The sequence below is a fragment of the Streptomyces sp. NPDC001292 genome, from assembly GCF_042896465.1.
Taxonomy (GTDB): Bacteria; Actinomycetota; Actinomycetes; order Streptomycetales; family Streptomycetaceae; genus Streptomyces.
This window is the reverse complement of the sequence record NZ_JBIAXG010000031.1, coordinates 20528-46234: the sequence shown is the minus strand read 5'-3', so window position 1 is coordinate 46234 and position 25707 is coordinate 20528. Positions and strand designations below refer to the sequence as shown.

General features: G+C 69.8%; 21 protein-coding genes and 2 pseudogenes. 15 read left to right on the top strand and 8 right to left on the bottom strand.

Features of this window, described 5'->3' with window-relative positions; genetic code table 11:
- Positions 1 to 11: 11 nt before the first annotated feature.
- From ACFY4A_RS28210 to ACFY4A_RS28200, 3 genes are all read left to right on the top strand, one after another.
- A complete protein-coding gene (locus ACFY4A_RS28210) occupies positions 12 to 1343 on the top strand; it encodes an MFS transporter (protein ID WP_390832146.1) in 1332 nt (443 codons plus the stop codon).
- A complete protein-coding gene (locus tag ACFY4A_RS28205) occupies positions 1340 to 1924 on the top strand; it encodes an RBBP9/YdeN family alpha/beta hydrolase (protein WP_390832145.1) in 585 nt (194 codons plus the stop codon). The genes ACFY4A_RS28210 and ACFY4A_RS28205 overlap by 4 nt, the downstream gene beginning before the upstream one ends.
- A gap of 161 nt (positions 1925 to 2085) precedes the next feature.
- On the top strand, positions 2086 to 4077 hold the full coding sequence (locus ACFY4A_RS28200; RefSeq protein WP_390832144.1) for an acetoacetate--CoA ligase: 1992 nt from the start codon (positions 2086 to 2088) through the stop codon (positions 4075 to 4077).
- 239 nt (positions 4078 to 4316) lie between these two features.
- On the opposite strand, the gene ACFY4A_RS28195 is transcribed toward ACFY4A_RS28200, so the two are convergent.
- Positions 4317 to 4523: a hypothetical protein gene (locus ACFY4A_RS28195; protein WP_390832143.1), complete on the bottom strand. Its 207-nt coding sequence runs from the start codon at positions 4521 to 4523 to the stop codon at positions 4317 to 4319.
- 198 nt (positions 4524 to 4721) lie between these two features.
- Here ACFY4A_RS28195 and ACFY4A_RS28190 point away from each other — a divergent pair, with 198 nt between their 5' ends.
- From ACFY4A_RS28190 to ACFY4A_RS28180, 3 genes are all read left to right on the top strand, one after another.
- A complete protein-coding gene (locus ACFY4A_RS28190) occupies positions 4722 to 5750 on the top strand; it encodes a helix-turn-helix domain-containing protein (protein WP_390832142.1) in 1029 nt (342 codons plus the stop codon).
- 755 nt (positions 5751 to 6505) lie between these two features.
- Positions 6506 to 9895: a S8 family serine peptidase gene (locus ACFY4A_RS28185; protein WP_390832141.1), complete on the top strand. Its 3390-nt coding sequence runs from the start codon at positions 6506 to 6508 to the stop codon at positions 9893 to 9895.
- 370 nt (positions 9896 to 10265) lie between these two features.
- Positions 10266 to 10526, top strand: a complete 261-nt coding sequence (locus ACFY4A_RS28180) for a PLP-dependent transferase (RefSeq protein ID WP_390832140.1) — start codon at positions 10266 to 10268, stop codon at positions 10524 to 10526.
- Positions 10527 to 10687: 161 nt separating this feature from the next.
- Here ACFY4A_RS28180 and ACFY4A_RS28175 read toward each other — a convergent pair whose 3' ends face one another.
- On the bottom strand, positions 10688 to 12076 hold the full coding sequence (locus ACFY4A_RS28175) for a PLP-dependent aminotransferase family protein (RefSeq protein ID WP_390832139.1): 1389 nt from the start codon (positions 12074 to 12076) through the stop codon (positions 10688 to 10690).
- Positions 12077 to 12172: 96 nt separating this feature from the next.
- Here ACFY4A_RS28175 and ACFY4A_RS28170 point away from each other — a divergent pair, with 96 nt between their 5' ends.
- On the top strand, positions 12173 to 12661 hold the full coding sequence (locus ACFY4A_RS28170) for a PaaI family thioesterase (protein WP_390832138.1): 489 nt from the start codon (positions 12173 to 12175) through the stop codon (positions 12659 to 12661).
- 367 nt (positions 12662 to 13028) lie between these two features.
- Here the strand turns inward: ACFY4A_RS28170 and ACFY4A_RS28165 are convergent, their stop codons facing one another.
- Positions 13029 to 13706, bottom strand: coding sequence for a class I SAM-dependent methyltransferase (locus tag ACFY4A_RS28165; RefSeq protein WP_390832137.1), 678 nt, complete (start codon positions 13704 to 13706; stop codon positions 13029 to 13031).
- A 115-nt stretch (positions 13707 to 13821) separates the two neighbouring features.
- Here ACFY4A_RS28165 and ACFY4A_RS28160 point away from each other — a divergent pair.
- Positions 13822 to 14043, top strand: a pseudogene (locus tag ACFY4A_RS28160) (phosphoglucomutase, alpha-D-glucose phosphate-specific); the annotation flags it as partial.
- Between the two features lie 415 nt (positions 14044 to 14458).
- The gene (locus ACFY4A_RS28155) at positions 14459 to 14599 is read left to right on the top strand and encodes a hypothetical protein (protein ID WP_390832214.1); all 141 of its coding nucleotides are present in this window, start codon (positions 14459 to 14461) and stop codon (positions 14597 to 14599) included.
- A gap of 40 nt (positions 14600 to 14639) precedes the next feature.
- Here the strand turns inward: ACFY4A_RS28155 and ACFY4A_RS28150 are convergent.
- Together ACFY4A_RS28150 and ACFY4A_RS28145 are read right to left on the bottom strand one after the other, a co-directional pair.
- A pseudogene (locus tag ACFY4A_RS28150) lies at positions 14640 to 15450 on the bottom strand (uracil-DNA glycosylase).
- Between the two features lie 85 nt (positions 15451 to 15535).
- Positions 15536 to 16378: a hypothetical protein gene (locus tag ACFY4A_RS28145; RefSeq protein ID WP_390832136.1), complete on the bottom strand. Its 843-nt coding sequence runs from the start codon at positions 16376 to 16378 to the stop codon at positions 15536 to 15538.
- 389 nt (positions 16379 to 16767) lie between these two features.
- On the opposite strand from ACFY4A_RS28145, the gene ACFY4A_RS28140 reads away from it, so the two are divergent.
- From ACFY4A_RS28140 to ACFY4A_RS28115, 6 genes are all read left to right on the top strand, one after another.
- The gene (locus ACFY4A_RS28140) at positions 16768 to 17073 is read left to right on the top strand and encodes a hypothetical protein (protein ID WP_390832135.1); all 306 of its coding nucleotides are present in this window, start codon (positions 16768 to 16770) and stop codon (positions 17071 to 17073) included.
- Between the two features lie 208 nt (positions 17074 to 17281).
- A complete protein-coding gene (locus tag ACFY4A_RS28135) occupies positions 17282 to 17497 on the top strand; it encodes a hypothetical protein (protein ID WP_390832134.1) in 216 nt (71 codons plus the stop codon).
- Between the two features lie 24 nt (positions 17498 to 17521).
- Positions 17522 to 17857: a hypothetical protein gene (locus tag ACFY4A_RS28130; RefSeq protein WP_390832133.1), complete on the top strand. Its 336-nt coding sequence runs from the start codon at positions 17522 to 17524 to the stop codon at positions 17855 to 17857.
- Positions 17858 to 18130: 273 nt separating this feature from the next.
- Entirely contained in the window at positions 18131 to 19339 is a 1209-nt protein-coding gene (locus tag ACFY4A_RS28125; protein ID WP_390832132.1) for a PP2C family protein-serine/threonine phosphatase, read from the top strand.
- A gap of 682 nt (positions 19340 to 20021) precedes the next feature.
- Positions 20022 to 20174 carry a hypothetical protein gene (locus ACFY4A_RS28120; protein ID WP_390832131.1) on the top strand — a complete coding sequence of 51 codons (153 nt, stop codon included), beginning with the start codon at positions 20022 to 20024 and terminating at the stop codon, positions 20172 to 20174.
- Positions 20175 to 20602: 428 nt separating this feature from the next.
- Positions 20603 to 21577, top strand: coding sequence for a hypothetical protein (locus ACFY4A_RS28115; RefSeq protein ID WP_390832211.1), 975 nt, complete (start codon positions 20603 to 20605; stop codon positions 21575 to 21577).
- A 493-nt stretch (positions 21578 to 22070) separates the two neighbouring features.
- Here the strand turns inward: ACFY4A_RS28115 and ACFY4A_RS28110 are convergent, their stop codons facing one another.
- The 3 genes from ACFY4A_RS28110 to ACFY4A_RS28100 all read right to left on the bottom strand — a co-directional run bounded on the left by ACFY4A_RS28110 (position 22071) and on the right by ACFY4A_RS28100 (position 25700).
- Complete coding sequence (locus tag ACFY4A_RS28110; RefSeq protein WP_390832130.1) at positions 22071 to 23672, bottom strand: MFS transporter; 1602 nt, start codon at positions 23670 to 23672, stop codon at positions 22071 to 22073.
- Between the two features lie 1073 nt (positions 23673 to 24745).
- Positions 24746 to 24955, bottom strand: coding sequence for an alpha-L-fucosidase (locus ACFY4A_RS28105; RefSeq protein WP_390832210.1), 210 nt, complete (start codon positions 24953 to 24955; stop codon positions 24746 to 24748).
- Positions 24956 to 24965: 10 nt separating this feature from the next.
- Positions 24966 to 25700: a FadR/GntR family transcriptional regulator gene (locus ACFY4A_RS28100; RefSeq protein WP_390832129.1), complete on the bottom strand. Its 735-nt coding sequence runs from the start codon at positions 25698 to 25700 to the stop codon at positions 24966 to 24968.
- Between the last annotated feature and the right edge of the window lie 7 nt (positions 25701 to 25707).

Sequence of the window (25707 nt, the reverse complement as noted above, 5' to 3'; positions counted from 1 at the left end):
AGGTGACGCCCATGGGACTGCACACGACCGGCACGACGGTGCCGGACACGCCTCCCGCCGAACCAGCCGTACCCCGCAGCTACGCCTGGCTGGTGTTCGCCCTGAGTTTCGGGCTCCTGCTGTCCGACTACATGTCGAGGCAGGTCCTCAACGCGGTCTTTCCCCTGCTGAAGGCGCAATGGCTGCTCTCCGACGCCCAGTTGGGGTCGCTCAGCGGCATCGTGGCCCTGATGGTCGGTGTTCTCACCTTCCCTCTGTCGCTGCTGGCGGACCGCTGGGGCAGGGTCAAGAGCCTGGTCATCGCCGCACTGGTGTGGAGCCTGGCGACCCTGGGCTGCGCCGTTTCCGCCGGCTACGGCCAGATGTTCCTGGGCCGGTTCATGGTGGGCGTCGGAGAGGCGGCCTACGGCAGCGTCGGTATCGCGGTGGTCCTCAGCGTCTTCCCCGTTCGTCTGCGGGCCACGCTCGCCGGCGCGTTCATGGCGGGAGGGTCGTTCGGTTCTGTGTTGGGTGTGTCGGCAGGCGGCGTCCTGGCCCAGGCATACGGCTGGCGCTGGGCGTTCGGCGCCATGGGGATCTTCGGCCTGGCCCTGGCCGTGCTCTACGGCCTCGTGGTCACCGAGAAGAGGCTCGGGTCGGCCTCCGGCAAGCACGGCAGCACGTCCGGTGAACACGCCTCCATCCGCACCCTGCTGCCGCGGCTGTTCTCCTCGGTCTCCGTCATCTGCGCCTACATCGGCAGCGGAACGCAGTTGTTCGTCGCGATGGCCCTGCTGGCCTGGATGCCCAGCTTCCTCAACCGCTACTACTCCATGGCCTCCGCGAAGGCCGGCCTGGTTGCCGGGGTCTTTGCGCTGATCAGCGGCACCGGCATGATCCTGTGCGGGGTCGTCGCGGACCGCCTCAGCCGGCGGGCCGGGAGCCGGAAGTGGACCGTCGCGATCGCCTGCAGTCTGGGGTCGCTCGTGCTGCTGGTGACCGGATTCCACCTGCCGGCCGGCCCGCTGCAGCTCGTGCTGATCGCCGCCGGGACCCTGGTGGCCGCCGGTACCTCCGGCCCGGCGGCCGCCATGGTGGCGAATCTGACCCCTGCCGCCATCGCGGCGACGGCCATGGCCACGCTCACCCTGGCCAACAGCCTGCTCGGGCTTGCCCCCGGGCCAGCGGTGACAGGCGTACTCGCGGACCGTATCGGTCTGCTCGGCGCCCTGCGGGTGGTCCCGCTTGTCGCGCTCGCGGGCAGCGTGGCTTTCGTCATCGGCAAGTTCTCCTACGAAAAAGATCTGCGCCGTCTGGGGCTGCTCCCAGACCTGGCCCTCAAGACCCCGGAGTTGCAGTCATGAGCCTCACCGCACCGCCGACGGTCGTGATCGTCCCCGGTCTACGCGATCACGTGCCGGACCACTGGCAGACCATCCTCGGCAACAAGATCGAAAACAGCCGTACGGTTCCGCCGCTGGAGACGGACAGGCTGAGCTGCGACGCCCAGGTCGCAGCATTGGACGAGGTGCTGTCGGACATCTCCGGCCCGGTTGTGCTGGTCGCCCACAGCGCCGGGGTGATGACCACCGTGCACTGGGCGCAACGACACCATCGTTCGGTCAAGGGGGCGCTGTTGGCCGCGCCGCCGGACTTCGACACCCAGCTGCCGGAGGGTTACCCCACTCCGGAAGCCTTGCGCACAAACGGCTGGACGCCAACGCCGCGAACACTCCTGCCCTTCCCCAGCATCGTCGCGGCCGGCACGAACGACCCCCTGGCCGAGGCCGATCGCGTCGCCGATCTCGCCCGGGCATGGGGGAGCCGCCTCGTGGTCCTCGGACCCGTCGGACACCTCAACCCTGCCTCCGGCTACGGCGAATGGCCTCGGGCGGAGGAACTCATCCGCGAGCTCGTCCGAGCCTCGTCCGGCCTGCCCACCTGACCCGCGGCGGCGGCTTCCTCACACCCCCTCCTGCCCGTCCTCGGACAGGAGGGAGCCGTTCGCCGGCCGAGCGCGCATCGTCAGACACGTATGAGCGGGCCATCCCGTAGGCGCCGGCTCTTCACTGGTCCCAACCGCACGACCCCGCCCTGGAGACGCTCATGAGCACCGACACCGACCTGCTGTGGTACCCGAGCCGCTCGACGGCCGAGAGCTCCAACGTGGCCGGCTTCATGCGCTGGTTGAGCGAGGCGCGGGGGCTGTCCTTCTCCGACTACACGCAACTGTGGCGGTGGAGCACCGCCGACCTGACCGCGTTCTGGTCGGCGGTATGGGAGTTCTACGGCCTCGACGCCGTCAGCGGCTATGACGACGTGCTGCCCGAGCCGTCGATGCCGGGAGCCTTCTGGTTCCCCGGAGCCCGGCTGAACTTCGCTGAGCAATGCTTCACCCGCGCCACCGACGCGCGCCCGGCCTTGATCGCGGTAGCCGAAGGCGGCGTTCCTGTGGAGACGTCGTGGGAGCAGCTCCGACGCGATGTCTCGGCTGTCGCCGCGTCCCTTCGCGACATGGGCGTCGGACCTGGTGACCGAGTTGCCGGCTACCTGCCGAATACGTCACATGCCGTGGTCGCGTTGCTGGCGAGTGCCGCTGTCGGCGCGGTGTGGACGGTGTGCTCGCCGGACTTCGGGACGCCCAGTGTGCTCGCGCGACTGCAGCAGGCACAGCCGACGGTTCTGGTGGCCGCCGATGGCTACTGCTACGGCGGCAAGGAGTTCGACCGGCGTCCGGAGATCGCTGAAATCGCGGACGGGCTGCCGACGGTCCGGCATCTGATCGCGGTCGACTACCTTTACGCGTCCTTGACCACAGCGTCGTGGTCCCGACGTCCTGAGGTGGAACAGCACACCTGGTCCGCACTGCTCGAGAACCAGGCGGAACTCAGCTTTGCGGACGTCCCCTTCGACCACCCTTTGTGGATCTTGTGGTCCTCGGGTACCACGGGCGTTCCGAAGGGCATCGTGCAGGGCCACGGTGGCATCGTCGTCGAACTGCTCAAGGCACTAGGTCTCGGCGCCGACCTGCGCGGCGACGACCGCTACTTCTTTCACACCTCCACCAGCTGGATGGTCTGGAACTTCATGGTCGGCGGCCTCCTGCACGGCGCCACGATCGTTCTGTACGACGGCAGTCCCACCCATCCCGACGTCAACGGCGTATGGAAGGTCGCCGAGCAGACCCGGGCGACGATGGTCGGTGTGGGAGCGGCCTACCTGATCGCCGCGGAGAAGGCGAACGCACACCCGGCAGCCGAAATCGATCTGAGCGTTCTGCGATCCATCCTGCAGACCGGCTCATCCCTCCCCGCGAGCACCTGGCGCTGGGTCTACGACCGCTTCCCCTCCGACATATGGCTCCAGTCGATCTGCGGAGGGACGGACATCTGCTCCGTGCTCGCCGGAGGATCCCCGCTACTGCCGGTGCGGGCCGGCCGGATCCAGTGCCCCGCGCTCGGTGTCGCCCTCGCCGCATGGGACCGCTCGGGACAGCCGCTCATCGGCGACCAGGGGGAACTGGTGGTGACCTCGCCGCTTCCCTCGATGCCCCTACGTTTCCTCAACGATCCCGGGGAACGGCGCTACCTGGCCAGCTACTTCGACGTCTATCCCGGAGTGTGGCGGCACGGGGACTGGGTCACCGTCAATCCGGACCTGTCAGTTGTGGTGGGAGGACGCTCGGACTCCACACTCAACCGCATGGGTGTACGGATGGGATCCGCCGACATCTACGCCATCGTCGAGCAACACCCGCAGATCGCGGACAGCCTCGTCATCGGGGCCGAACTGCCGGACGGCCGGTACTTCATGCCGCTGTTCGTGGTGCCGGCCGAAGGGGCGACCCTCGACGACGAGCTCCGGAACAGCATCGCCCTGTCAATCAGACGAGAGCTTTCACCTCGGCACGTCCCGGACGCCATTGTTCCGATAGCCGCCGTGCCGCGCACCCTGACCGGAAAGAAGCTGGAGGTGCCCGTCAAGCGCATCATCCAAGGCGCCCGCATCGCCGAGGTGAGCGCTGAGGGGGCCGTCACCCACCCCGAGATGCTGGCCTGGTTCGCAGACTTCGCGACCGCGCTTCCAGCCGGACGCTGACATCGCCGCCAGGACGACCACGTCGGTTGACAGGGCCGGTCGTGCGGCCGTGATTGCGCCCGTGGTCGTGCGGGTCCTCGTCCCCGCTGCTCCCGCATGCCGGTCGTGTGCCACGAGGCAGGGCCGGTGCAGCGAGCAGACGTAGTCGCACTGCGGCGGACCGAACAGGTGCGCACGGCTCCCGCCCTCCGTCCTGTGGCCGGGTCCGAAGTCCGGAAAGACCCGGTCGACCGCGACGGTCAAGCGCCGCCGTGGCCGCGGACCCGGCTGCTCACCGCCGCCACCACCGCGCACGCCCACGGCCACGCCCTGACGATCCTCCCCGCCACCTGCAGTGGTGCCACGAGCACGGCCGCACGCCCCTGGTCCTCGCCTTCGGCCCGTACGACATCCCGGGCCACGGCTTCGATGCGGTCTTCACCGCCCGCACCTGCGACGCGGTCCACACGGTGAGCGCGCGGAAGGTCCATTGCGAGGTGCCTCCCCCGGAGGCCGTGTGCGGGGCGTCCCGGGTGGAGTGCTGCAGGGGCGTACATCCGATGGTGACATCACGACAGCGGGATAGGGTTCGGCTGAGGGGAGTCCGCTGGGTTCATGCGAGCTGCGCCAAGGCCGGACGCGGTGCTCGCCCGAGGAGGAGCTGGATGCTGCAGGCACTGGGATTGGGCCCGGCCGAAGAGGCCGTCTACACGGCACTGCTGGCCCGCCCGACAGCCTCCGCGCAGGAACTCGCCCGGCAGACCGGACGCGAGCAGGCCGAAACCGACCGTATCCTGCTCGACCTGGTGACACGCGGCCTGGTGGCGGTCGCCTCCGAGGCCGGGAGGGGGGCACCTGACTCGGCTGACTGCGGGGCCGGCCTCCAGCCCGCCCGCTACCGGCTCACACCGCCCTCGGTGGCCCTGGCCCCGTTCCTCGTCGAGCAGCGCAACGCGCTGCACCGGGCCGAGACCGCGTTCTCGATGCTGACCGAGCAGTACCGCAGCACCGCCGCCCACCCTGCGGGCAGCGTCGTGGAGGCGGTCGTCGGCGTGGAGCAGGTCGCCCACCGGTTCCATCAACTGCAGCGCGGCGCCCAGCGGGAGTTGCTTGTCTTCCTCGTCGGTGCGCCTGTCGCGGTGCCGCGCGAGGATGCCGACTTGTCGGAGAGTTTCGCGCTCGACCGCGGAGTCGATTTCCGGGTCGTGGCGGCCCAGAACTATCTCGACGGTCCCGATGTGGTGAGGGACGTGCGGGCGGCCATCAGGGCGGGCCTCGAGCTCCGCCTGGTCGACTCGCTGCCGCTGAAGATGGTCGTCTCGGACCGGGAACGTGCCATGGTGCCACTGGACATGGCGGACTCCGGCGGCGAGCCGAGCGCCATCGTGGTGCACGGCAGCGGCCTGGTGACGGCCCTGGTCCAACTTTTCGAGAGGGAATGGGCCCAGGCTCGGCCGCTGTACACCACCACCACGGGTGTGCGAGCGGAACCGGCAAACGATCAGTGGCCGACCGAGGGGGAACTGGAAGTCCTCGCCTTGCTGCTGGCAGGATTCTCCGACCGGCGGGCAGCCTCCCAACTCGGCATCTCCATACGTACCGTGGAGAGGAGGACACGCCGTCTGATGGACCTTGCCGGTGCGGATTCGCGCCTGCAACTCGGGTGGAACGCCGCGCGTGCGGGCTGGCTCTGACCTCGCCGAGGAGTCTTTGTCCGTGATCGAGCCGGAGGCATCCACCGGAGCGACGGCGAGGGCACGACGATGGCGGGCCTGCCGGTGAAGCCGCCCCCCGTGGGGCTCTGCTGATCGACGACGTAGGCGACCGGTGAGCGGTGACATCGACGGCGTGCAGGGCGCGGGCGAGCCGGCCACACCCCACCGGGATCGATCGACCGGACCTCCACCGCCTCGGTGACTTCAAACCGGCCGAGGGCCTGCCCAGCGAGCCCCTGCCGTGGCTGCGGAGGCTTCGGGAGACGGAGCGCGGAGCCCGCGTCCGGGAACTACTTGCCGGCCTGGCAGTCGGAGCCCTGCCCGCAGCTCAGCCTCCTGGCGGGCCACGGCCGATGCGCGATCCGGCCACAGCTCGCTCACGAACTCCCGGGCCCGTCGCCCGGCGGCGGAGTGGGAGAGCACCCGGATCCGGAGAAATCGGTGTGACCGCAGGAGCTTGAGGGAGGCTGGGACGGACCTGCTGCCGGCCGAGAAGTGGGGGAATGCGCCCGCGTCCCCTTCGAGATCATCCGGCCTGACCTCGGTCGGGCCGGGCGCGTACGCCACCGGCCGGCTCCGAAGCCTCACCGAGCGGACGAACCAATTGATGTGACCGCGTGACGGAGATCCGTCATGCGGGAAATCCGCCATCCCACGGCGTCCCCACGCAATCCGCATGTCTGCCAGGCTGCAGCCGCAGCATGGCATGTTCACGGAGTCAAGTAGGGAGATTCATGCGCCCCACAACGCGTATAGCCTTGGGCGCGGCGACGGCCGCCGTCCTGGCCGTCACCGCGGTCGCGCCTTCCGGGGCGGCGGACGCGCCACCTGACGGGAACTCGGGGAAGAGACCCGTCATCGGCAGCGGAGCCGCGGCAACGGGCGGCAAGCAGGTGACGGTCACGCTCGTCACCGGCGACAAGGTACTGGTGACCACGGACACGTCGGGCCGCAGTTCGGCGGCTGTGCTGCCCCGCGAGGACGGTACGCAGCCGATGGCCCAGACCTATCAGATGGGCAAGGACCTCTACGTCTACCCGGAGAACGCCTCCCAGGCGATCGCCGAGGGCAAGGTCGACGAGCAGTTGTTCAACGTCACTGGGCTCATCCGCCAGGGATACGACGACACACACACCGACACGCTGCCGCTCATCGCCACCTACCGGAACAGTGTGAACGTCGCCGCCGGCGCGCCGGCGGCTCCTCGCGGAGCCGAGCGGGGCCTGAGCCTCCCGGTTGTGAACGGCGTCGCGTTCAGGGCAAGCAAGAACGCTGCCGCCACCTTCTGGCAGGACATCACCAACTCCCGCTCACGTTCCGGCTCCACGGTGAACAAGCTGTGGCTGGACGGCAAGGTCAAGGCCACGCTGGATCGGTCCACTACGCAGGTGCACGCGCCGGAGGCCTGGGCGGCCGACTATGACGGCAAGGGCACCAAGGTCGCAGTGCTGGACACCGGGGTGGACGCCGAGCACCCCGACCTGGTGGGCCGGGTCCTCGAGTCCAAGAACTTCACGGACTCCCAGACCACCGACGACAGGCAGGGCCACGGCACCCACACCGCCTCCACGGTCGGCGGGTCCGGAGCAGCCAGTGACGGCCGTAAGAAGGGGGTCGCCCCCGGTAGTTCCCTCCTCATTGGCAAAGTCCTCAACGACCAAGGCTACGGCTTGGACTCCTGGATCATCGCGGGTATGCAGTGGGCCGTCGACCAGCAGGCCGACGTCGTCTCCATGAGCCTGGGCAACCCCACGATCGGCGACTGCACCGACCCGATGGCCCAGGCCACGAAACAACTCTCGCAGAACACCCACACCCTGTTCGTCGTCGCCGCCGGCAACGCCGGCTCGAATACCGAGACCGTCTCCTCGCCCGGCTGTGTGCCCGGCGTGCTGACCGTCGGTGCCGTCGACCGCGACGACACCACCGCGTGGTTCTCCAGCCGCGGTCCCGTGGCCGTCACCCACACCCTCAAGCCCGAGATCGCCGCCCCCGGCGTCGACATCTCGGCGGCCAACGCAGGCGGCCGCGGCATCTACGCCTACCGGACGATGTCCGGAACCTCCATGGCCACCCCCCATGTCGCGGGCGCCGCGGCCGTCGTCCGCCAGGCCCACCCGGACTGGACCGCGCAGCAGGTAAAGGCCGCCCTGGTCTCCTCAGCCCGCACCGACGGTAAGGTCGCCGGCGCCGACCAGACCGGCGGTGGGGTCCTTGATGTGTTCGGCGCGGTGAACCAGAAGGTGCTCTCCGCGCCCGCCGTCCAGGCCGGCAGCTACGACTGGCCGCAGGATGCCTCGGACCGCGCCACCGTGCAGGTGCCCTTCACCAACTCCAGCGGCAGCGACCTCACTCTGAACCTGAAGGTCAGCGGCATGCACGGCAACGACGGCAGCGACGTCCACTCCGGCATCGTCACGCTGGAGGAGGGCAAGGTGAGGGTTCCCGCGGGTGCCACCGCTCAGGTGCCGCTGCGGATCGATCCCACCGTCCCTCTGGAGGACGCCCAGTACGGTGCGGTCACCGGCCGGATCCTGGCCACCGGCGGCGATGTGCACGTCTCCGTGCCCGTCACGCTCTACGTCCAGCCGGAGACGGTCACCCTCCGGGTCAAGGCCATCGACCGCAACGGCAAGCCCGCGACCGGCACCTCCTCCCTGGACCTCGTCAGTCTCGACACCAACAAGGGCGAGCGCCGCAGCAACTCGGGTGCGACCGACCAGACATACCGGGTGCGACCGGGCGACTACGCCCTCAGCAGCTTCGTGGCGACGTACGACGCGAACAACGCAGCCGAATCGGTCAGCTACCTCGCGCACCCGCAGCTTCGGATCACCCGTGACACCACCGTCGTCCTCGACGCCCGCAAGGCCCACCGGCTGAGCCTGCACACCGACCGCCCTTCGACGGTGAACAACACCACGTTCAGCTACGCCCGCACGTGGGACGACACCTGGCAGATCACCGGGTCGCTCGTGGCCGCCAAGACCGTCCAGAAGTTCTACGCAGACGTCGACGGACGTGCCAAGAACGGCACCTTCGAGTTCCGGCCCACGTGGCGCGCGGCCGGCTCCGAGAGCGGCTCGTCCTACGTCTACAACCTGTCGTTCCCGACCCAGGGTCCGCTGCAGTCCGACCAGGTCTACGAGCCCAAGGACTCCGAGCTGGCCCAGGTCACCGAGACGTGGAACGCCATGGGCAAGGAGGGCGACTACCTCGACGCGCTGTTCATCCGCCCCTCCGGGAGCAGCGGCACCTACGTCCCCGTGAGCCCGTTCGGCAGCGTCCATGTGCCCGGTGCCCGCACCGCCTACTACACGACCGGCGACGACGCCTGGTACCACGGCGCGATGACCAGCTTCCCGTTCGCCGCGTTCATGGGCGACCAGGAGCGCACCTACCGGGCCGGACAGCGCAGCGCCGAGGAGTGGTACGGCGGCCCTCTGCGGCCGGCCGCGCCACGTGACGCCGACGGCAACCTGATGCTGGCCGCCGAGCGGCAGGGCGACCTGATCGGCATCCAGACCGCACTCTGGCTCGACGGCTCCGGCGACCACTGGTCCTACGGCGGGTCGTTCGGCGACCTCGGCAACCTGGTGCTGAAGCGCAACGGTGACAAGATCGCCACCAGCGCCTGGCCGTACGAGGTGTTCAAGGTGCCGGACGAGGACTCCGCGTACGAGCTCACGCAGAACCTGGAGAAGATTCCGACCTCGGACCGGAACTGGCTGCGCTCCACCGCCGTAACCACCACCTGGAGCTTCCGCTCCCACCGTGAGCCGGACGTCTACTCGCGCGGCCTGCCGATCCTCTTCCCGGCGTACGACATGCCGGTGGACGGCCTGAACACCCTGCCCGCGCAGAGCGGCATCAGGGTCGGCCTGTCGGTCGAGGGGCACGCGGGGTACACCCCGGGCGCGATCAAGGCAGCCTCGTTGTCCTACTCCTACGACGGCGGCACCACCTGGACCCAGGCGCCGACCGAGCAGCAGGACGGTCACTGGACGGCCGTCCTCGACCACACCGGCGCCTCCGGCAAGCAGGTCACGACGAAGGCCACCTTCACCGACGTCAACGGCAACGCGGTCACTCAGACCATCAAGCGCGCCTACGACGTGCGGTAACCACACAGTCCGGCCGGGCGGTCTCCCACCTCAGGGCGGCCCGCCCGGCCGGTCGGCTTGCCCTTGCCGACCACCCGGTCCGTGCGGCTCATGCGGCGTGTGCGTACTCGCGGAGGACGCCGCCAAGGCGATCGCCTCGGTGGTGGCAGGATCGCTGCGGGTCCGCGGCTTCGGGGTCTTCGGGCAGCGGTGGTGAGGGCCGACGCCGGATCGATCAGTCCCGTTGCGCTTCTCGGGATGCCGACTGCCCACTTCTGCGGGAGGTTCGGCGGGTGACGCGCCTGGTCATGAGGGTGATCGCGAACCAGGTGATCAACGACTCCGAGTGCTGGATGAGCCGTCATGGTCCCACGCGTGTCGGCGGGCGTGCATGATCCAGGCCGGCGCTCGCTGGACCACCCAGCGGATGTGGTCGAACGAACTGACCGAGGAAGAACTTGCCGAGGCCAACGTCCCCGGCGGCCTGATCCGCTTCGCCGTCGGCCTCGAGCACGAAGCAGACCTGATCGCCGATCTCAGCCAGGGACTTGCCGCGCCGGCCGCGAGAGTGCCGCATGACGGCGGATGTGCGGCCGATGCTCCCTGGCGCGGAACGGGTCGGGGCCGAGGACTCGGTGCCCGTACGACATGAGCTGACCAGCGCGTTCGCCCGCCTGGCCGCGCTGCCCCGCCCAGCCTCCTGACGACCTGTGCGCCGTCTCCGCTGGTTGGAGCCACAAGACGGGCGCTCTGGAAGTAGGCGATCCCAATGAACTTTGCAGGGCAAAGATCCACGACCTTGTAGCTCACGCATCACTCGCGCCGAACAACGCGGCGGTAGGCCTCGTCGTGCGGGACGCCGGCATCCTCGCCCCAGGCGAGTCGGACGGCTTCCCGTACGCGCCCGAGGGCATCGGGGAGTACGCCGATGTCGGCGCCGGCCAGTGCGAGGCGCAGGGCGTTGGGTGCATGGCCGGTCGCGGCGAAGGCATCGGCCGTGGACACGAGGACGCCCTGCTCGGCCAAGCGGTGGGCGACGATGTCGGCTCTCAGCTCGTCGGGCAGCGGCAGCCAGCCCCAGTAGGCGCCGGGGTTGCCGTGGTAGCCCAGATCCGCGAGGTGGCGGCGGGCGATGTCCTGGCGCCGGCGTGCGTCCTCACGCCGCGTCTTCTCCAGACGGGCGACGGTTCCGTCGGCGATCCAGCGGGTCGCGAGAGCGGTGACGATGCTCGAGATTCCCCAACTGGAGCCAATCAGCGTGCGCTTGACAACGCGGATGTGCCGCGGCGGGGCGACGACGTAGCCGACGCGCAGTCCGGTGGAGAGGTTCTTCGAAAGGCTCCCGATGTGGAAGGTGCGCTCCGGGGCGAGCCGTTGGAGCGGCGCCGGGGCGTCGGGGGCGAGGAAGCCGTAGGTACCGTCCTCGACGAGGAGGCAGTCGCGGCGGTGGGCGATCTCGGCGATCCGCTTCCGGGTGACCGCGTCGAGCGTGAAGCCGAGGGGATTGTGCAGGGTCGGCATCAGGTAGATCGCCGAAACCGGGCGACTGCCGCACAGCTCATCGAGGCTTCCGGCGTCGGTGCCGGTGACGTCGCAGCGTATGGGCACGAGTTCGATGCGGCGGGCGTCGGCGACGTGCTTGATGCCGGGGTAGGTCAGTTCGTCGACGGCGACGACGGCGCCGGGTGCGGCGATGCTGCCGAGGACGGTGTCGAGGGCGTGCTGTGCCCCGGCGGTGAGCAGGACGCGGGCCGGGGCAATATCGATGCCGCGGTCCAGCAGGTGGGTGGCCACGGCGGCCCGGTCGGTGCTGCGTCCGCCCGCCGGCTGCTGCAGGAGGAGCGCGTCGAGGTCGCCCTGTGCTGCGAGCGCGCGCAGGGCGTGGCGGAGCTGGTCGCTCTGGTCCGGTGCGAGCGGCTGGTTGAACGACAGGTCCGCCACGCGGGCCCCGGTCGGCAGGCGGCGGGGTTCGAGGCCGCCGAAGCGGCTGAGATCGCGGACGTAGGTGCCTCTTCCCCGCTCGCCCACGACGAGCCCGACCGCCGCCAGCTCCCGGTAGACCTTGGTGGCCGTCGCCGCCGCGATGCCGCGTTCGCGTGCGAGATCCCGGTGGGTCGGCAGCCGTGTACCCGCCGGGAGGGCCCCGGACCGGATGGCGGCGGCGAACTCGTCGGCGATCTGACGGAAGCGCTCCACCCTCACGGCCACCGACCTTGTAGCTAGGACAATTTCTTGATTGCCTCACCTTACTGCTCCTAGGGTCCGAGGCATCCGCCGCGAGCCAAGGAGAGACCCCTTATGCCCGGATCCGACACGGCAGCCCTTCCGGTGCTGGAGTACCTGCAGCGTCACGTCGCGGGAGCTTTGCGGCCCGGCGACCGGACCCACATGCGGTACCCGACGGCCATCTCGGCCTTCCTCGGCTTCCGCATCGTCGACGTCGGGGAGGGCACCGCGTCGGTCGGCGTGGAGGTGGACGCCGCCCGGCACGGCAACCAGCAGGGCACGGTGCACGGCGGCTTCCTCGTCGAGCTCGCCGATGCGGCGATCGGGACCGCACACTCGACCCTGATGCGGCCCGGCGAGACCTTCACCAGCATCGACATCCGCACTGCGTTCCTGCGTCCGGTGTGGTCAGGGAGTCTCGTCGCGACCGCCCGGCCGACCCACTCGGGGCGGACCATCTCCCACTATGCCTGCGACGTCATCCGCGACGACGGCAAGCCGGTCGCGACGGTCACGAGCACGGTGATGACGCTGCGCGGCGAGCGCGCGGCGGGCCGGTGACCCACACGGCGGCTCCCGGCCTTTGACCGCCCTGGCCTCGCTGGGTCTGGTGCGCCTGGCGTACCGGGAGCGCCCGATCAAGGCAAACTCGGCATGGTCGTCGTACGTCGGCCGTGGTGCGGATGACCGGCGGGCTGCCGACGGGCGTTTCGTCGTTCCGGCGGGGCGCGCTCCTGGGGTCTGCCTGAGGTCGGCCTCACCCGGCTGCCACCGCAGTGGGAGGCCGTCCGCCAAGGCGCATGGGACCTGTATCCAGTGATACGTCTGCCCATGCCTTGCGAGAGCGCAGGCTGGTGCGGTCACCGGGCTCACCGTGGGCCGCGTCCAGCAGGTCGAGGGGGACCTTCTGGTGGAAATCGCCTGAGCGTCAGTGCCCGGTCTCCTCGCGGCGGCAGTACAGGAAGAGGTGGGGCTCGGGCCCGGCGCCGGGGTGGTCCGGGGTGAAGGCGGTGCTGTGCCGGGACAGCACCGTCAGTCCCGCCGCCTCCACCATGCCGGTGATGTCCTCCTCCGCGAAGCTCGTCGCGCGGACCGGCCGGCCCATGAAGACCACGTCGACGTCCTCCACGTCCGCGGGCACGGTGGCCAGCACCAGATGCCCGCCGGGCCTCAGGGCCCGGGCCAGCCGCCGCGTCAGAGCCGACTGCTCGGCGCGGGTCATCTGCAGCAGCGAGAAGAACACGCACACGCCGTCGAACGAGTCCGCCTCGATCGGGAGATCACGGATGTCGCCGCAGCGGAACTCGGCCTCGGGGACCTGACGGGCGGCGAGTTCGACCATGACGGGAGAGACGTCGACGCCCAGCACCGAGTGCCCTGCCGCGATGAGCGCGGCCGCGGTGGGCCGCCCGGTGCCGCTGCCCACGTCCAGTGTCCGCGCAGCGGGCGGCAGCCGCCCGAGCAGCCACTCCAGCGCGGACAGGTGGGCGGGGGCATGGGCGAACGCCTTCTCGTAGGCGGGGCCCAGCGCGTCGAACAGCACGGCTGCGGGCGGCCGTTGGTCTTCGTGCCTCACGTCGGTGTCCCTTCGCTCGCCGGCCTGCATCGTCGCACCCGCCCGATGCGTGCCACAACAGCAGCCCAGTGCGAGTCCCGGCCGGGCCGGGCAGGGGAGAATGAGAGCCGTACCCAGCGGTCGCCCCCTGCGGGGGAGCGGGGAAATGCAGGACGCGCGAGCGGGGCAGGTCACGGGGCCCGAGAACCTCGTCGATGTGGCCCGCCTGGTCACGGCGTCCTAGGCGCTGTGCTCCGACCCGGCCGAACCGGGGCAGCGGCGGGCGTTCGGTACTTCGGGACATGATGGCTCGTCCCTCGCGGCGGCGTTCAACGAGGACCACATCGCGGCCACCAGTCAGGCCATCTGCGAGTACCGCGCCGCCGAGGCCAACCGCCGCGAGGCGCACCGCAAGGCGCTGTCACCCGTCACCGGCGGCTTCGATCTCCTCATCCTCACCCATCGCGGGCCCAGCCCATCGGCAGCACCACCGAGCGCGGTCTTCACCGGGGCAGTGCACCCGGCTCTTCCATCGCTGGACCGTACGAGGAGGACCGAGGCTGACCGCGAGGTGACGGACGGTGTGTACAAGGCCCGGGAACGTATTCAACGCAGCAGTGCAGCAGTGCTGATCTGCGATTCCTGGCGACTCCGACTTCTCGGATTGCAGACCCCGGTCCGAGCTGGGACCGGCTTTGTTTCCCGCGCGTCTGCGAGGGCGCCGTGCGAGTCGAACCGATCCAAACGGGCCACCAACGTGATCTTCGGTGTGCGGGACGAGGTGCACGAGGAGATCATCACGCTTGTCGGCGCGGTCACCAGGACACGGAGACCCGGGCCCGGACGTAGCCGCAGCGTTCGGCGAGTGGTGCGGGCTCGTCTACCTCGTCTACACGGTCCACGGCGAAGTGATCGAAGTGCTGGACATCGGCTGCGCCCGGTGAGGCCAGACTCCCCACAAGGCCTACATCAACGTCTGAGACATCAACGACGTCGTCCAGCATCACCCCGCGTGCCGTGCTCAAGACGGCTCGGCAGCCCGGCGACCTCGGCTCCGCGATGCAGCACGTCCCGGAGCATGGCAGGAGTGAGGGTGCGGGTGGACATGTTGCGCCGGCTGGGGTGGTAGCCGCCGATCAGGTAATACCTCCTGCTCGCGCCTCTCATCTGCGACCAAGGCTTCGGCGCCGTGTCCGAAGACGGGGCGTCGTCGGGGAAGACGCCAGCCTGCGCCGGCCAGCACGGGCAGCAGCGCCTGCCAGGCGAATGCGCCGAGTACCACGATCGCCTGCATTGTCGGGCGCAGCAGTTCCAACTCGCGGGCCAGCCATGGCCGGCAGGTGTCACGCTCATCGGTAGTGGGTCGGTTGGCGGGCGGAGCGCAGTGCACCGGCACCGTGATCCGGACCCCGTGCAGCTCCAGCCCGTCAGTCCGGTGTGTGGAGGTCGGCTGGGAGGCGAGCCCGATGTCGTAGAGGGCGGCGTACAGCGCGTCGCCGGACGGGTCACCTGTGAAGATGCGCCCGGTGCGGTTGCCGCCGTGCGCGGCCGGGGCCAGACCGATGATGGCCAACGATGCGTCTGCCGGGCCGAAGCCGGGCACCGGCCGTGCCCAGTACTCCCAGTCCTGGAACGCTCTGCGCTTGACCCGGGCGGCTTCCTCCCGCCATGCCACCAGACGCGGACACGCCCGGCAGGTGGCCACCACACCATCCAGTTCGCTCAAGGAGTCCACCCGGGGAACCGTCCGTGCGGGAAAGTCGTACGACTCCGCCGGAGGACGTCTGCTGGGCATACCGCTCCCTTCGTTGATCCGCCGCCTTTGCCGCGCCGCCCGTGACCGGATGGTCGTGGTCGGTGACTCTTCCCATACCCGGTTGTCACGGTGTGTCGGGCCGGGACTCGTAGTGCAGGCTGTGGAAACGGCCGCTCTCCTCCCGTCCGGTAGGGTCGCCGCCCAGCGCCCGTACCGCCGCGATCGCATACTGCCGTTCCCGTTCGTCCGTGAAGAGGCGCTGCGGATAGGTGCGGGAAAGATCGACGGTTGTGCTCAGACCGTGTGCGGCCAGGGACCGGGCGATGGGGTGGTACGACACCGTCCGCAGCACGAACGCGCTGACCCATACCGGTCTCCGGGCGCCGTCCAGCAGTGCCGCGAAGGTTCGGGCAGTGATGTAGCTGCCGCCGCCCGTCAGTGTGATGAGGCCGACGTCGGTGAGCGCGCGGCTCAGCCCGGGGCTGGGTGAGCCCTGTTCCAGGTCGTCGGTGAAGGCGGCGTCCAGGAGCCCCACCTCGAGCGCATAGTGCACGGCGGATGGCGCCACGTCCAGGCCGAACACCGGCACGGCGTCCGTGCGGTGCCGCTCGGCGTAGAACTCCTTGTCCCGTGCCGCCAGTTCCGCCGTCGACATCGTCCGGAGAGCGGGGGAGGTGTACCGCTCATACAGCTTCGCCAGCGTCACGTCGTGGTTGAGCAGCGCGGCATTGATCCCGTACGAGCAGCACAGGTCCAGCACCGCCGGCCTGCCGGGGTAGTCGTCGTCGAGTGCAGTCCGTTCGGCGGCGGCCTGCCGGAAGACCGGCTGCGCGTGGTGCGGGATCTCGTACTCCAGTGGGGCCAGCCGTCGGAAGTACGCGCGGGGGTCCGGCCGGTTGTAGATATCGTCGAACCGCGACTTACCACCCGGCACGCGCTCCGCACCGCCAGAGCCCGACGCGGCCATGTGTACTCCTCCTCGCAGAACACGCCTGTACATCCATCATGTCTCGCCTCCCGCGCCCCCCGGTGTCCGCCACACACGGGGAGCACAGGTGCACTCGGTCGCCTCCGCAACACGGGATGCACGTGCCGACCGCTGAACGTCTCGGTGCCCTGACCACCGACCAGACTGCCGGGGATGTGCCACCACCAGAGCTGCGGTCCTCCGGGCACTGGGCGTCGCGGTCGTCGGAAAGACGCCCGCCTGCCTCATGCAGATCCCGCAACACCTCCTCGATTCGGCAGCCCCGCTCGGCAGCCCCGCGATCACCGCGCAGGCGCGGTCCGTGCTGTGGACCTACGGTGGTCGAAGTGGCGTCGACGAGCCGAACCGCCGTAGCTGAGGAGACCGCGATGGAGGAGCACTTTGTCTGGGTGACGACCCGCCGCATTCAGCCAGGCACACTGGAGGACTTCGAGAAGGCATGGCGTCCGGCCACCCAGCCGCAGGGTATGCGCCGCGCATTCGCTTACTGGTCCGACGACGGACAGGAGATCACCGGGGTGTCGTTCTGGGACTCCAAGGAGGCGTGTGACACTTGGCGGAGCTCAGAGCCGGAGACGCAGCGGCGTGCCGCCATGGCCCCGTACGTTGTACAGGAGCGGGAAGGCTTCTATCGCGGCCGCGAACTCGCCATCCCCAGCGGTACCTCGGGGTAAGCAGGCCGTTGCAGGCCGACCCGGTCCGTTCCTGGGCCGCAATCCCTTCCGTCTGCCGGGTGGCACCGAGGTGCGATCCGGATGAGCTGCGGCGATGGATGGGTAAGTCTGCTCATGCCCGCGCCTACGATCGTCCGCCCACTGTCGCCGACGACGTTCGACGGGCGCGGGCTGACATGAGTTGCTGGGCAAGGGGCACCCAGGAGCTATGGAAGGCGCGCCTGTGGTTGTGCAGCCGCCGGGCCTTGACGGTGGCAGGCGGGTCACGATCCGCGGTGAGTTCGTTGGCACTGCGCATCACCTGCTCGATGTGGTGGAGTTTCTGCGCCGAAGCGGTCTGCCCGAGTCCAATACGACGGTCGACGACCCCGACCTGATCGAGTGGCGCGGCGGTGGGCCGCAGGCTTGGACGGCGGGTGAGTGACCTCGGTGCGCTGGAGCCGGGCGGGTGAGTGACCTCGGCCCCCTGCTGGTGATCGCGCCCGCGCTCACCGCGTGGTTAGAGGGCCCCTGGGTGACCAGCGGTATCGGGGCCCTGGCTGTCATGGCCCAGGGGTTCGCCGGCTGGCGTCACTGCCTGCCGTTGTCTCGGAACGTGCTGGTTGAGGTGGTCGCTCTGGCGGTGCTCTCGACGGTGGTGGTCGCCTTCTGTGTGGTGCGGGACCGGAACAGGCGTCAGCCGGCCCGGGTAAGGTCAGTGGCCCCTCTGTGCGGCCTGCAGGCCCGAGCACCACAGGAACTCTTCACCGGCCTGTGGTCCAGGCTGTCCCATGCGGACGATTGACCGTTGCCGGTGAAGGTTGCTGATCAGAGAGTTCGTGCCATCGAACATTGCTCGGCATGCTGCCCCGGCGGACTCTGACGTCCATCCAGCACTGCGTCCGGACAGCCGCTGGTAGCGCGTCCGACCGCGCATAACCGCAGGTAGAGCTACGCTGCGCGCGAGTGGACTGATACCCGTGGTGACATGGAACAGCCCTCGCCGCGATCGCACTCGGGGCGATCGTCCCTGACGCGAGAGAAGTCGGGATTGGTGTGAAACTGGGCGCGGAAGGTGGTGATCCCCGTGTCGGACCCACCGCACGCGTCCGCCGGTTCCGACGCCGCCGTCGACGAGAGTCGGCTGGAAGAGCTGATCATCGAGGCGCAGACGGCCCTGCCGTTCGAGCTGTCCGACCTGGCGAACCGGTGCGCCTCAGCCTTCGGCCTGGACACCGCGTTGATCTACCTCGTCGACCTGCAGCAACGGCTGCTCATCCCACTCGACGAGGCCTTGGAGCCGCTACCGGTGGCCGACTCGCCGGCCGGCTGGGCGTACCGCACTGTCTCCCTGCAGGTGTCCGACGCCGACCACGGCGTGATCGTATGGATGCCTCTGGTGGATGGCGCGGAGCGGCTGGGCGTGCTGGCGGTACGGACCGCCGCGCTCGACGGGGTGCGTATCCGCCGCAGCCGGATGCTGGCCCATCTGTTCGCCATGCTGATCACCTCCAAGCGCGCCTACAGCGACTGGCTCGCCGCCCGCACCCGCACCGCGACCATGCGGTTGCCCACCGAAATGCTGCGGGCCTTCCTGCCACCCCGCACCATCGGCAGCAGCAGGTGCGTCTCGACCGCGGTCCTGGAACCGGCGTACGACGTCGCCGGCGACGCCTTCGACCACTCGGTGGTCAAGAACGAGCTGCACACCATGATCCTCGACTCCATGGGTCACGATCTGGCGTCCGGCCTGACCGCGTCGGTCGCGATGGCAGCAGCGCGGAACACCCGCCGCGGCGGTGGCGACCTGGCCGATGTCGTAGGCTCCGTCGACCAGGCGCTCGCCCGGTGGCTGCCCGACCACTACTGCACCGGCGTGCTGTGCCGCCTCGACGCGGAAACCGGGGTGCTGCACTGGGTCAACTGCGGTCACCCTCCGCCGCTGCTGATCCGTGCCGAGCGGGTGCTCGACGGAGCGCTGGACAGCACCCCGCAGCCCCCGCTCGGCCTGGCCGGCGAACTCGTCCCGGCAGCCCGGCAGGTCCGCCAGACGACACTGAAACCGGACGACCACGTCCTGCTCTACACCGACGGCGTTGTGGAGGCACGCGACGCGGATGGTGTGGAATTCGGACTCGACCGGTTCACCGACTTCATCATCCGCTCCTCCGCCGCCGGCCAGCGCCCGGCCGAGGTACTACGGCTGCTCATCCACGCCATCCTCGCTCACCAGCGCAACCAACTGCGGGACGACGCGACCATCCTGCTGTTCGAATGGCGCCCGTAGCACCGTAACGGGTATGCGCCGAGCCTCGCTGCCTGTACGCCGTCTTCGGCCGAGCCGCATATCGACGTCACCGCACCGTCGTCGAAGATTCCGGGTCCGATACTCGCCGAGGCCCCGTCCGACCACTTGACCTCCGATGGCACGCGCTCGACCTTCGGCGGCACAGGACAGAAGAGACCCAGCGGGACGGATTTACCAACAGCGTTCAGATGCTGGCCGGGGCTCTCTCGTATCGGGTTACCGACGAAATGCGGTTCGTGAGGTGACGGAAAGCCGGTCGAGGGGTCAGCGGGTCGGGCGGCCGGCCGTGTTCGGCGCCGTTCGCGTTGCGGTGGTCCCCATTTTGGGAACGCGGACCCCGTGCGGGATCTCCGGCCGCTCCTGGTAGGTGAACTCGGGGTGAGAGCGAGGGCGCGGTGCTCCAGCGGCCACATCAACTTCCTCGGCCGCTGCGCCTTCACCCGGCCGCCGGCGCCGGGTCTGCGCCGCCTGCGCGATCCGCGCAGCGACGACGAGACGGACGACGACGAGGTCGGGCAGGAGCAATGCCTGACCGTGTTAGCGCGCGGGAGTTCCCGGGTGTTCAATGACAGAGGGGAGCGATAGATGCCCGGAAGCACGGAATCTGCCGGTTCCGCCGGCAGGAGCCGCAAAACGGGCGTTCTGGAAGAAGACGACCCCAATGAACTTCGTATGCGGAAAGATCCTCTGCGCAGCGGCAGGAGCGGAAGAACTCGCCGACCCCACTCGCGACCTCATCACGTGGTACGCCATCGTGCTCGCGATTCTGTTCGTGGCCCTCGTGGTCATGTTGCTGAAGACCAGGCACCGTTGACCTTCGCGGGACCCGCATGAGCTGCCGCTTCGGTGTGTCCGTGCGCGGCTCCTGGTAGACGCGGTGGGCGTACGCGGCGAAGGTGGCGCCGCCGTCGCTGCCGCCGGCTCGCCTTGTCGGTGGCTCATTGAGGAGCAGGGGCTGCTTGCCGGGCACTCGGGCGGCCGCGGCCTCGCACGGTGGCCACGGTCCTGCGGTCCGCCGCTGCACCAGCTGGGTGATCTTGCGGTCGATGCGGCGCAGCCACAGCTCATGCCGGACCCGCAGAGTGCGCAATCGTTCAAGGTCAGGCGGCAGGTCATCGAGCGTTCTTGTGATTCTAGGCTCGCAACCCGGCGCCGTTGCACTCGCGTGTTCGATTTGCCGTTCGATAGCCTGGGGTGGGAGGTGATCACGTGAACCAGGAGATCCAAGGGCAGCCGACGGTGATGCATGTGCGCTGTCCGGACCGGCTCCCGGAGCAGGCCTACCGGCAGGTGCTGGAACTGCTGGCCGACCTGTCACCGGTCGTCCAGGCACTGCCTCCCACCTGCGCACTGGTCGAACTCAAGGGCGCCCTGCGCTACCACGGCACCGATGTCCGCCACCTGGGCGAGATGCTGCGCGTCAGGTCCATCTCCCGTCTCGGTATCGACGTCCGCGTCGGCATCGGCTCCACGATCACCGTCGCGGCCACCGCTTCCGCCCGGATCGCCGGCCCCGGCGGCGTAGTTGCCGTCCCTCCCGAGGAGACCGCCGACTGGCTCGGCCCGCTGCCGGTCGAGGCCCTGCACGGCATCGGCCCCCGCCAGGCCGCCGTCCTGCACGACTACGGCATCCACTCGGTCGGCCTGCTCGCCGCCGTTTCACCCGCCACCGCGCAGCGCCTGCTCGGCAAGACGGCCGGCACTCTCGCCGCCGACCGGGCCCGCGGCATCGACCCCCGCCCCATCGTCCCCCGTACGCTGCCCGCCTCCGCCGCCGTACGGCACCGCTTCCCGCACTCCACGCTGGACGGTGCAACGGTCCGGACCGCCCTGCTCGACCTCGTCGTCCAACTCGGGTTGCTGCTGCGCTGCCGTGGTCAGGCAGCCCAGGCCCTCACCCTGACCCTGACCTTCGCGGGCGGCACCCTCTGGGAAAAGACCCGCCGCCTGCCCGAGGCCTCAGCACACGACGAAGACCTGCGCACCCTCGCCTACCACTTGATGGACGCCGCCGGCCTCCAGCGCGCCCGACTGACCGGAATCACCCTGAAGGGCCAGGACCTCATCAACGCCGACCAGGTGGCCACGCAGATCAGCCTGGACCAGACACGCGAGTCCCGGCTCGCCGCCGAACGGACCCTGGACCGCATCCGTGCGAAGTTCGGCCCCAGCGCGGTCGGCCCCGCCGCCACCGCGCCCTTCCACCGCGCCTCATAACCCGCCTGGCACCCACCACGGTCAGCCACGGCTGGCCCTCACCCACCGGCTCGGTGCCCGCCTGCGTGACGATCAGGTCGTAGCCCACCTTCGACCCCTACTGCTCCAAGGCCCGCCGTATCGAAGCCGCCGCAGACCGCGCCCGCCGGAGTTTCGGCACTGGAGCGGTGCTGCCGGCCGCCCTCGCCGGGCGCCGGGGTCCGACACCGAACCCACCGAGGAACGCCGTATGGAGACCAGGTACCCTGCCCGGCTTCCGTTCGAGGCCGACGGCCCAGCTGTGGGAGGGCGGGTGGTCGCTGCCCTTGACCGTCGGCAACCGGGTTGCGGCCAGGACCACGCCGGCCGCGACGGCACCGACGAAGCGCCGGAACACCGGGCGAGAAGTGGTCGACCACATGTTCATCTCGGTCGTGGAGCCCAAGACTGACCCCGGTGCCGGAGAAGGGCCGGGACCTGACTCGGGCCCCACATGGTCGGGGCCTGCCGGAGGCTAGCCCGCGTGGACCGGCGCCTCGACGGCCCCGGCTTCACGGTCACCGCCCGCCGGGCCGGCCGCCGCTGCGCCGGCCTGCCGGCCCGCCGCTTTGGCATTGATGAAGACGCCCGCGACCACCACGGCCAGCAGCATGATGCCTGCGGAGATCCAGGTCGCCACGGAGTAGCCGTGCACCGTCGCCTCCGCCAGGGCCGCCTTCGTCTGCGGCGTCTGCTGGGCGAGGTTGACCCGGTGGTCCGTCAGCCAGTCCGTGGTCGCGCTGGCCGCGATGGTGTTGAGCAGCGCGGTGCCGACCGACCCGCCGACTTGCTGCATGGTGTTGAGGGTCGCCGAGGCCGCCCCCTGGTCCTGCGGGGCAACGCGGCTGGTGGCCGTCGAGATGGCCGCCATGAAGGTGACGCCCATGCCGAGGCCCATCAAGCAGATGCCGGGCAGGACGTGGCTGAGGTAGGTGGCGTCGACGTCCATGGAGGCCAGGAAGGCCAAGCCTCCGGAGGCCAGCATCAGGCCGGGCATGATGAGCGCCCGGGCCGGCACCTTCTGCAGCAGCCGCGCCGAGATCTGCGTGGAACCGATGATCATGCAGGCCGTCATCGGCAGGTAGGCCACACCGGTCTTCAGCGGCGACCAGCCCTTGATGCCCTGCAAGTAGTAGGTCAGGAACAGGAAGACGCCGAACATGGCGATGGTGACCAGGGCCATCGTCAGGTAAGCGCCCGCCCGCTGGCGGTCCTTGACGATGTGCAGGGGCAGCAGCGGCGTCCGGGCGCGGGTCTGCCACAGCGCGAAGATTCCGAGGATCACCGCGCCGCCGATCAGCAGGCTCAGCACCCGGGTGTCGTCCCAGTCGCGGGACTCGGCCTCGCTGAAGCCGTAGACGATGGACAGCACACCGGCGGTGCCCAGCACGGCGCCGAGGATGTCCAGCTGGGCGTCGGCCCTGCGGACCGGGTCTTTGAGCATCACGATCGCGCCGATCACCGCGAGGGCGGCCACCGGGGCGTTGACGTACAGGCACCAGCGCCAGTCCAGGTACTCGGTCAGGAAGCCGCCGACCAGCATGCCGATGGCGCCGCCGGCGCCGGCGATGGCGCCGAACACGCCGAACGCCTTGCCGCGTTCGCGCGGGTCGGTGAAGGTCGTGGTCATCAGGGACAGCGCGGCGGGGGCCAGCAGCGCGGCGAAGACGCCCTGCAGGGCTCGGGCCGCGAACAGCATGCCGGGGCCGGTGGCGGCGCCGCCGAGCGCCGAGGCTCCGGCGAAGCCGATCAGGCCGATGATGAAGCTGCGCTTGCGTCCGAACAGGTCGCCGAGGCGGCCGCCGAGCAGCAGCAGGCCGCCGAAGGCGAGGGTGTATGCGGTGATGACCCACTGCCGGTTGCCGTCGGTCATGCCGAGGTCCTGCTGGGCGGACGGCAGGGCGATGTTGACGATGGTCATGTCCAGCACCACGATCAGCTGGGCGAGGGCGATGACCACCAGGCCCCACCAGCGGCGGGGGTTGGGGGGCGGCGGGGAGTCTCCTTCCTTGTCCAGTGATACGTCGGGGCTGACGAGGCGTTCGGCGCCGTTTCCGGGCAGGGCTGTGTCGGCCATGTGTCGAGCTACCTTCTATCGGAGGGGGTTGGGCATACGCGACCGGAGGTCCTGCTGATCGGTCGTCGTGCCGGTCGTTCCAGGCATGGACACGGCGAGGTCGTCCCTTCTCGAACTCGACTCGTGGTGGTGCGTGCCGCCCGGATCATTCGCGCGGCGTCCTGACGAACACGAGACGTGGGCGACCGGGTCTCTGTGACAGTGCAGCCATGTGATGTGGGCCACTTCTCGTGGTTGTCACACAGCGGTGGGGACCGGCGTCTTGTGGGTATGGCAGGGCCGAGAGCGAACGACACCGAGTCCTGTCGCCTGACCAATCCTCGGGGCTACTGGAAGACGTCCCCGGGGCACAGGATCTTCACCAATTGGAGCCGGCGGAAGCCACCATGGCGGGCCCGGTGAACAACGTCAGAGCCACTGTGGATCGCGGCCGGCTCCGCCGCAGCGGGCGACGCGATGCTTGTGTGGTTTGACTGACGAGGCCGGACCTTACAGGGACACTCTGGCCGAGGGGAGCGCCTGTCTCGACGACCCCTTGTTCTGGCCAGTGCACCTCGGTACCTGCCTGCGTGGCGAGGAAGCGCAACGGGCCGCGCTCGGTGCCGACTGGGACGCGGCCATGGAGCCGTATACCGCGTGCTCTCTGCTGATCATGAGTGGCCCTGTCCAGCGTGCCGCTGCGCTCCGGCCATCGCTCTGCCCGAGGATCGCCTGCTGGAGATCAGCAAGGCGCTGAACGACGACGAACGGCGACCTCACCAGGCATCCGGCTGAAGCTCCGAGCTCGGGAAGCTGAGGTGATCTAGGACTCGCTGCGGGACTCACCTGCGGCGGGAGGGTGTCGACGCCCTGGCGGGCGGACCCGTTGAATTCCCCGTGTTCCCCGTGGTCTCCTGCGCGATCCGGCACGCGTCTGGCACGACCTTCCGCCGGGCCATCTTGGTTCAGGTGCCGGGAGGGCGGAAGGTGACCTGCCGGCGGGCGGCCTCGTCGCCGCGCGCCACCATGCAGCGCAAATCCACCGTGCATCGCGACAGTCTTGATCGATCGCCCGGTCAGGCAGGTGAGGCGACTCACTCGGTGCGCAGACGCGCTCCGACCGCCCGGAGGAGTTCCTGCTCACGCGGGGGTATGACCCCGTCCGCCCGGGGGGCCACGTTGAGCAGCAGATTGCTGCCGGCAGCCCAGGCCCGTCGTACGTTCCTGCCCGCGCCGGACCGCGCCGGACCGCGCCGTCCGTGCGGCCGGCGGTCCCTGAGCGTGGTCGGCCAGGGCGAACGAATTCCGGGGCCGCTACCGCTCCAGCTGCGCGCGCAGCCACTCCTCCACCTCGCCCACGTGCGCGGCCGCGGCTGCTCGTGCGGCCTCGGGATCCCGGGCGGTCAGTGCCCGGTGGATCGCGGCGTGTTCGCGGCGGGTTCGGGAGAAGGCTCCCTCCTCCTGGTAGCCGCGCCAGACGCGGGCGCGGAAGGTGCGCGAGGACAGGCCGTCCAGGATCGCGGCCATCGTCTCGTTGCCCGCGGCCACCGCGATCACCCGGTGGAAGGCGAGGTCGTGGGCGAGGATCTCCTCCGGATCGTCGGTGGTGTTCATCGCCGTCAGGTGTTTCTCCACCTCGGTGAGCTGGTCCCGGGTGATCCGGGCCGCCGCCAGCGCGGTCGCCGTCGACTCCAGGATGCGGCGCACTTCGAGCAGCTCCACCAGGCGCGGGCCTCGGGAGAGATCGGCGACCACGCCGAACGTCTCCAGCAGGTCACCGGCCTCCAGCCGGGTGACGTAGATGCCCGAGCCGTGCCGGGCCTCCAGCACGCCGAGCACGGTCAGCGCGCGGATCGCCTCACGCATCGAACTGCGGGAGATGCCCAACTGGGCCGCGAGGTCCCGCTCGGTGGGCAGGCGCTGCCCGGGCTCCAGCAGGCCCTCGGCGATCATCGACTTGATCCGCTCAATGGCGCGCTGCGTCACCGTGCCCTTCTGCGGAGCGGCCGCGGCGGTCCCCGGTTCCGTCTCCGTAGCGGTTTCGTCCACGCCACTC

Excerpts from the sequence above, each read along its gene's own strand:
- ACFY4A_RS28115 (WP_390832211.1), top strand. The coding sequence starts at position 20,603 with ATGCATGTGCGCTGTCCGGACCGGCTCCCGGAGCAGGCCTACCGGCAG.
- ACFY4A_RS28145 (WP_390832136.1), bottom strand. The coding sequence starts at position 16,378 with ATGGCCGCGTCGGGCTCTGGCGGTGCGGAGCGCGTGCCGGGTGGTAAG.
- ACFY4A_RS28180 (WP_390832140.1), top strand. The coding sequence starts at position 10,266 with ATGATCCAGGCCGGCGCTCGCTGGACCACCCAGCGGATGTGGTCGAAC.
- ACFY4A_RS28165 (WP_390832137.1), bottom strand. The coding sequence starts at position 13,706 with ATGCAGGCCGGCGAGCGAAGGGACACCGACGTGAGGCACGAAGACCAA.
- ACFY4A_RS28120 (WP_390832131.1), top strand. The coding sequence starts at position 20,022 with ATGAACTTCGTATGCGGAAAGATCCTCTGCGCAGCGGCAGGAGCGGAA.
- ACFY4A_RS28110 (WP_390832130.1), bottom strand. The coding sequence starts at position 23,672 with ATGGCCGACACAGCCCTGCCCGGAAACGGCGCCGAACGCCTCGTCAGC.
- ACFY4A_RS28140 (WP_390832135.1), top strand. The coding sequence starts at position 16,768 with ATGGAGGAGCACTTTGTCTGGGTGACGACCCGCCGCATTCAGCCAGGC.
- ACFY4A_RS28190 (WP_390832142.1), top strand. The coding sequence starts at position 4,722 with ATGCTGCAGGCACTGGGATTGGGCCCGGCCGAAGAGGCCGTCTACACG.
- ACFY4A_RS28170 (WP_390832138.1), top strand. The coding sequence starts at position 12,173 with ATGCCCGGATCCGACACGGCAGCCCTTCCGGTGCTGGAGTACCTGCAG.
- ACFY4A_RS28210 (WP_390832146.1), top strand. The coding sequence starts at position 12 with ATGGGACTGCACACGACCGGCACGACGGTGCCGGACACGCCTCCCGCC.
- ACFY4A_RS28135 (WP_390832134.1), top strand. The coding sequence starts at position 17,282 with ATGGAAGGCGCGCCTGTGGTTGTGCAGCCGCCGGGCCTTGACGGTGGC.
- ACFY4A_RS28205 (WP_390832145.1), top strand. The coding sequence starts at position 1,340 with ATGAGCCTCACCGCACCGCCGACGGTCGTGATCGTCCCCGGTCTACGC.
- ACFY4A_RS28185 (WP_390832141.1), top strand. The coding sequence starts at position 6,506 with ATGCGCCCCACAACGCGTATAGCCTTGGGCGCGGCGACGGCCGCCGTC.
- ACFY4A_RS28200 (WP_390832144.1), top strand. The coding sequence starts at position 2,086 with ATGAGCACCGACACCGACCTGCTGTGGTACCCGAGCCGCTCGACGGCC.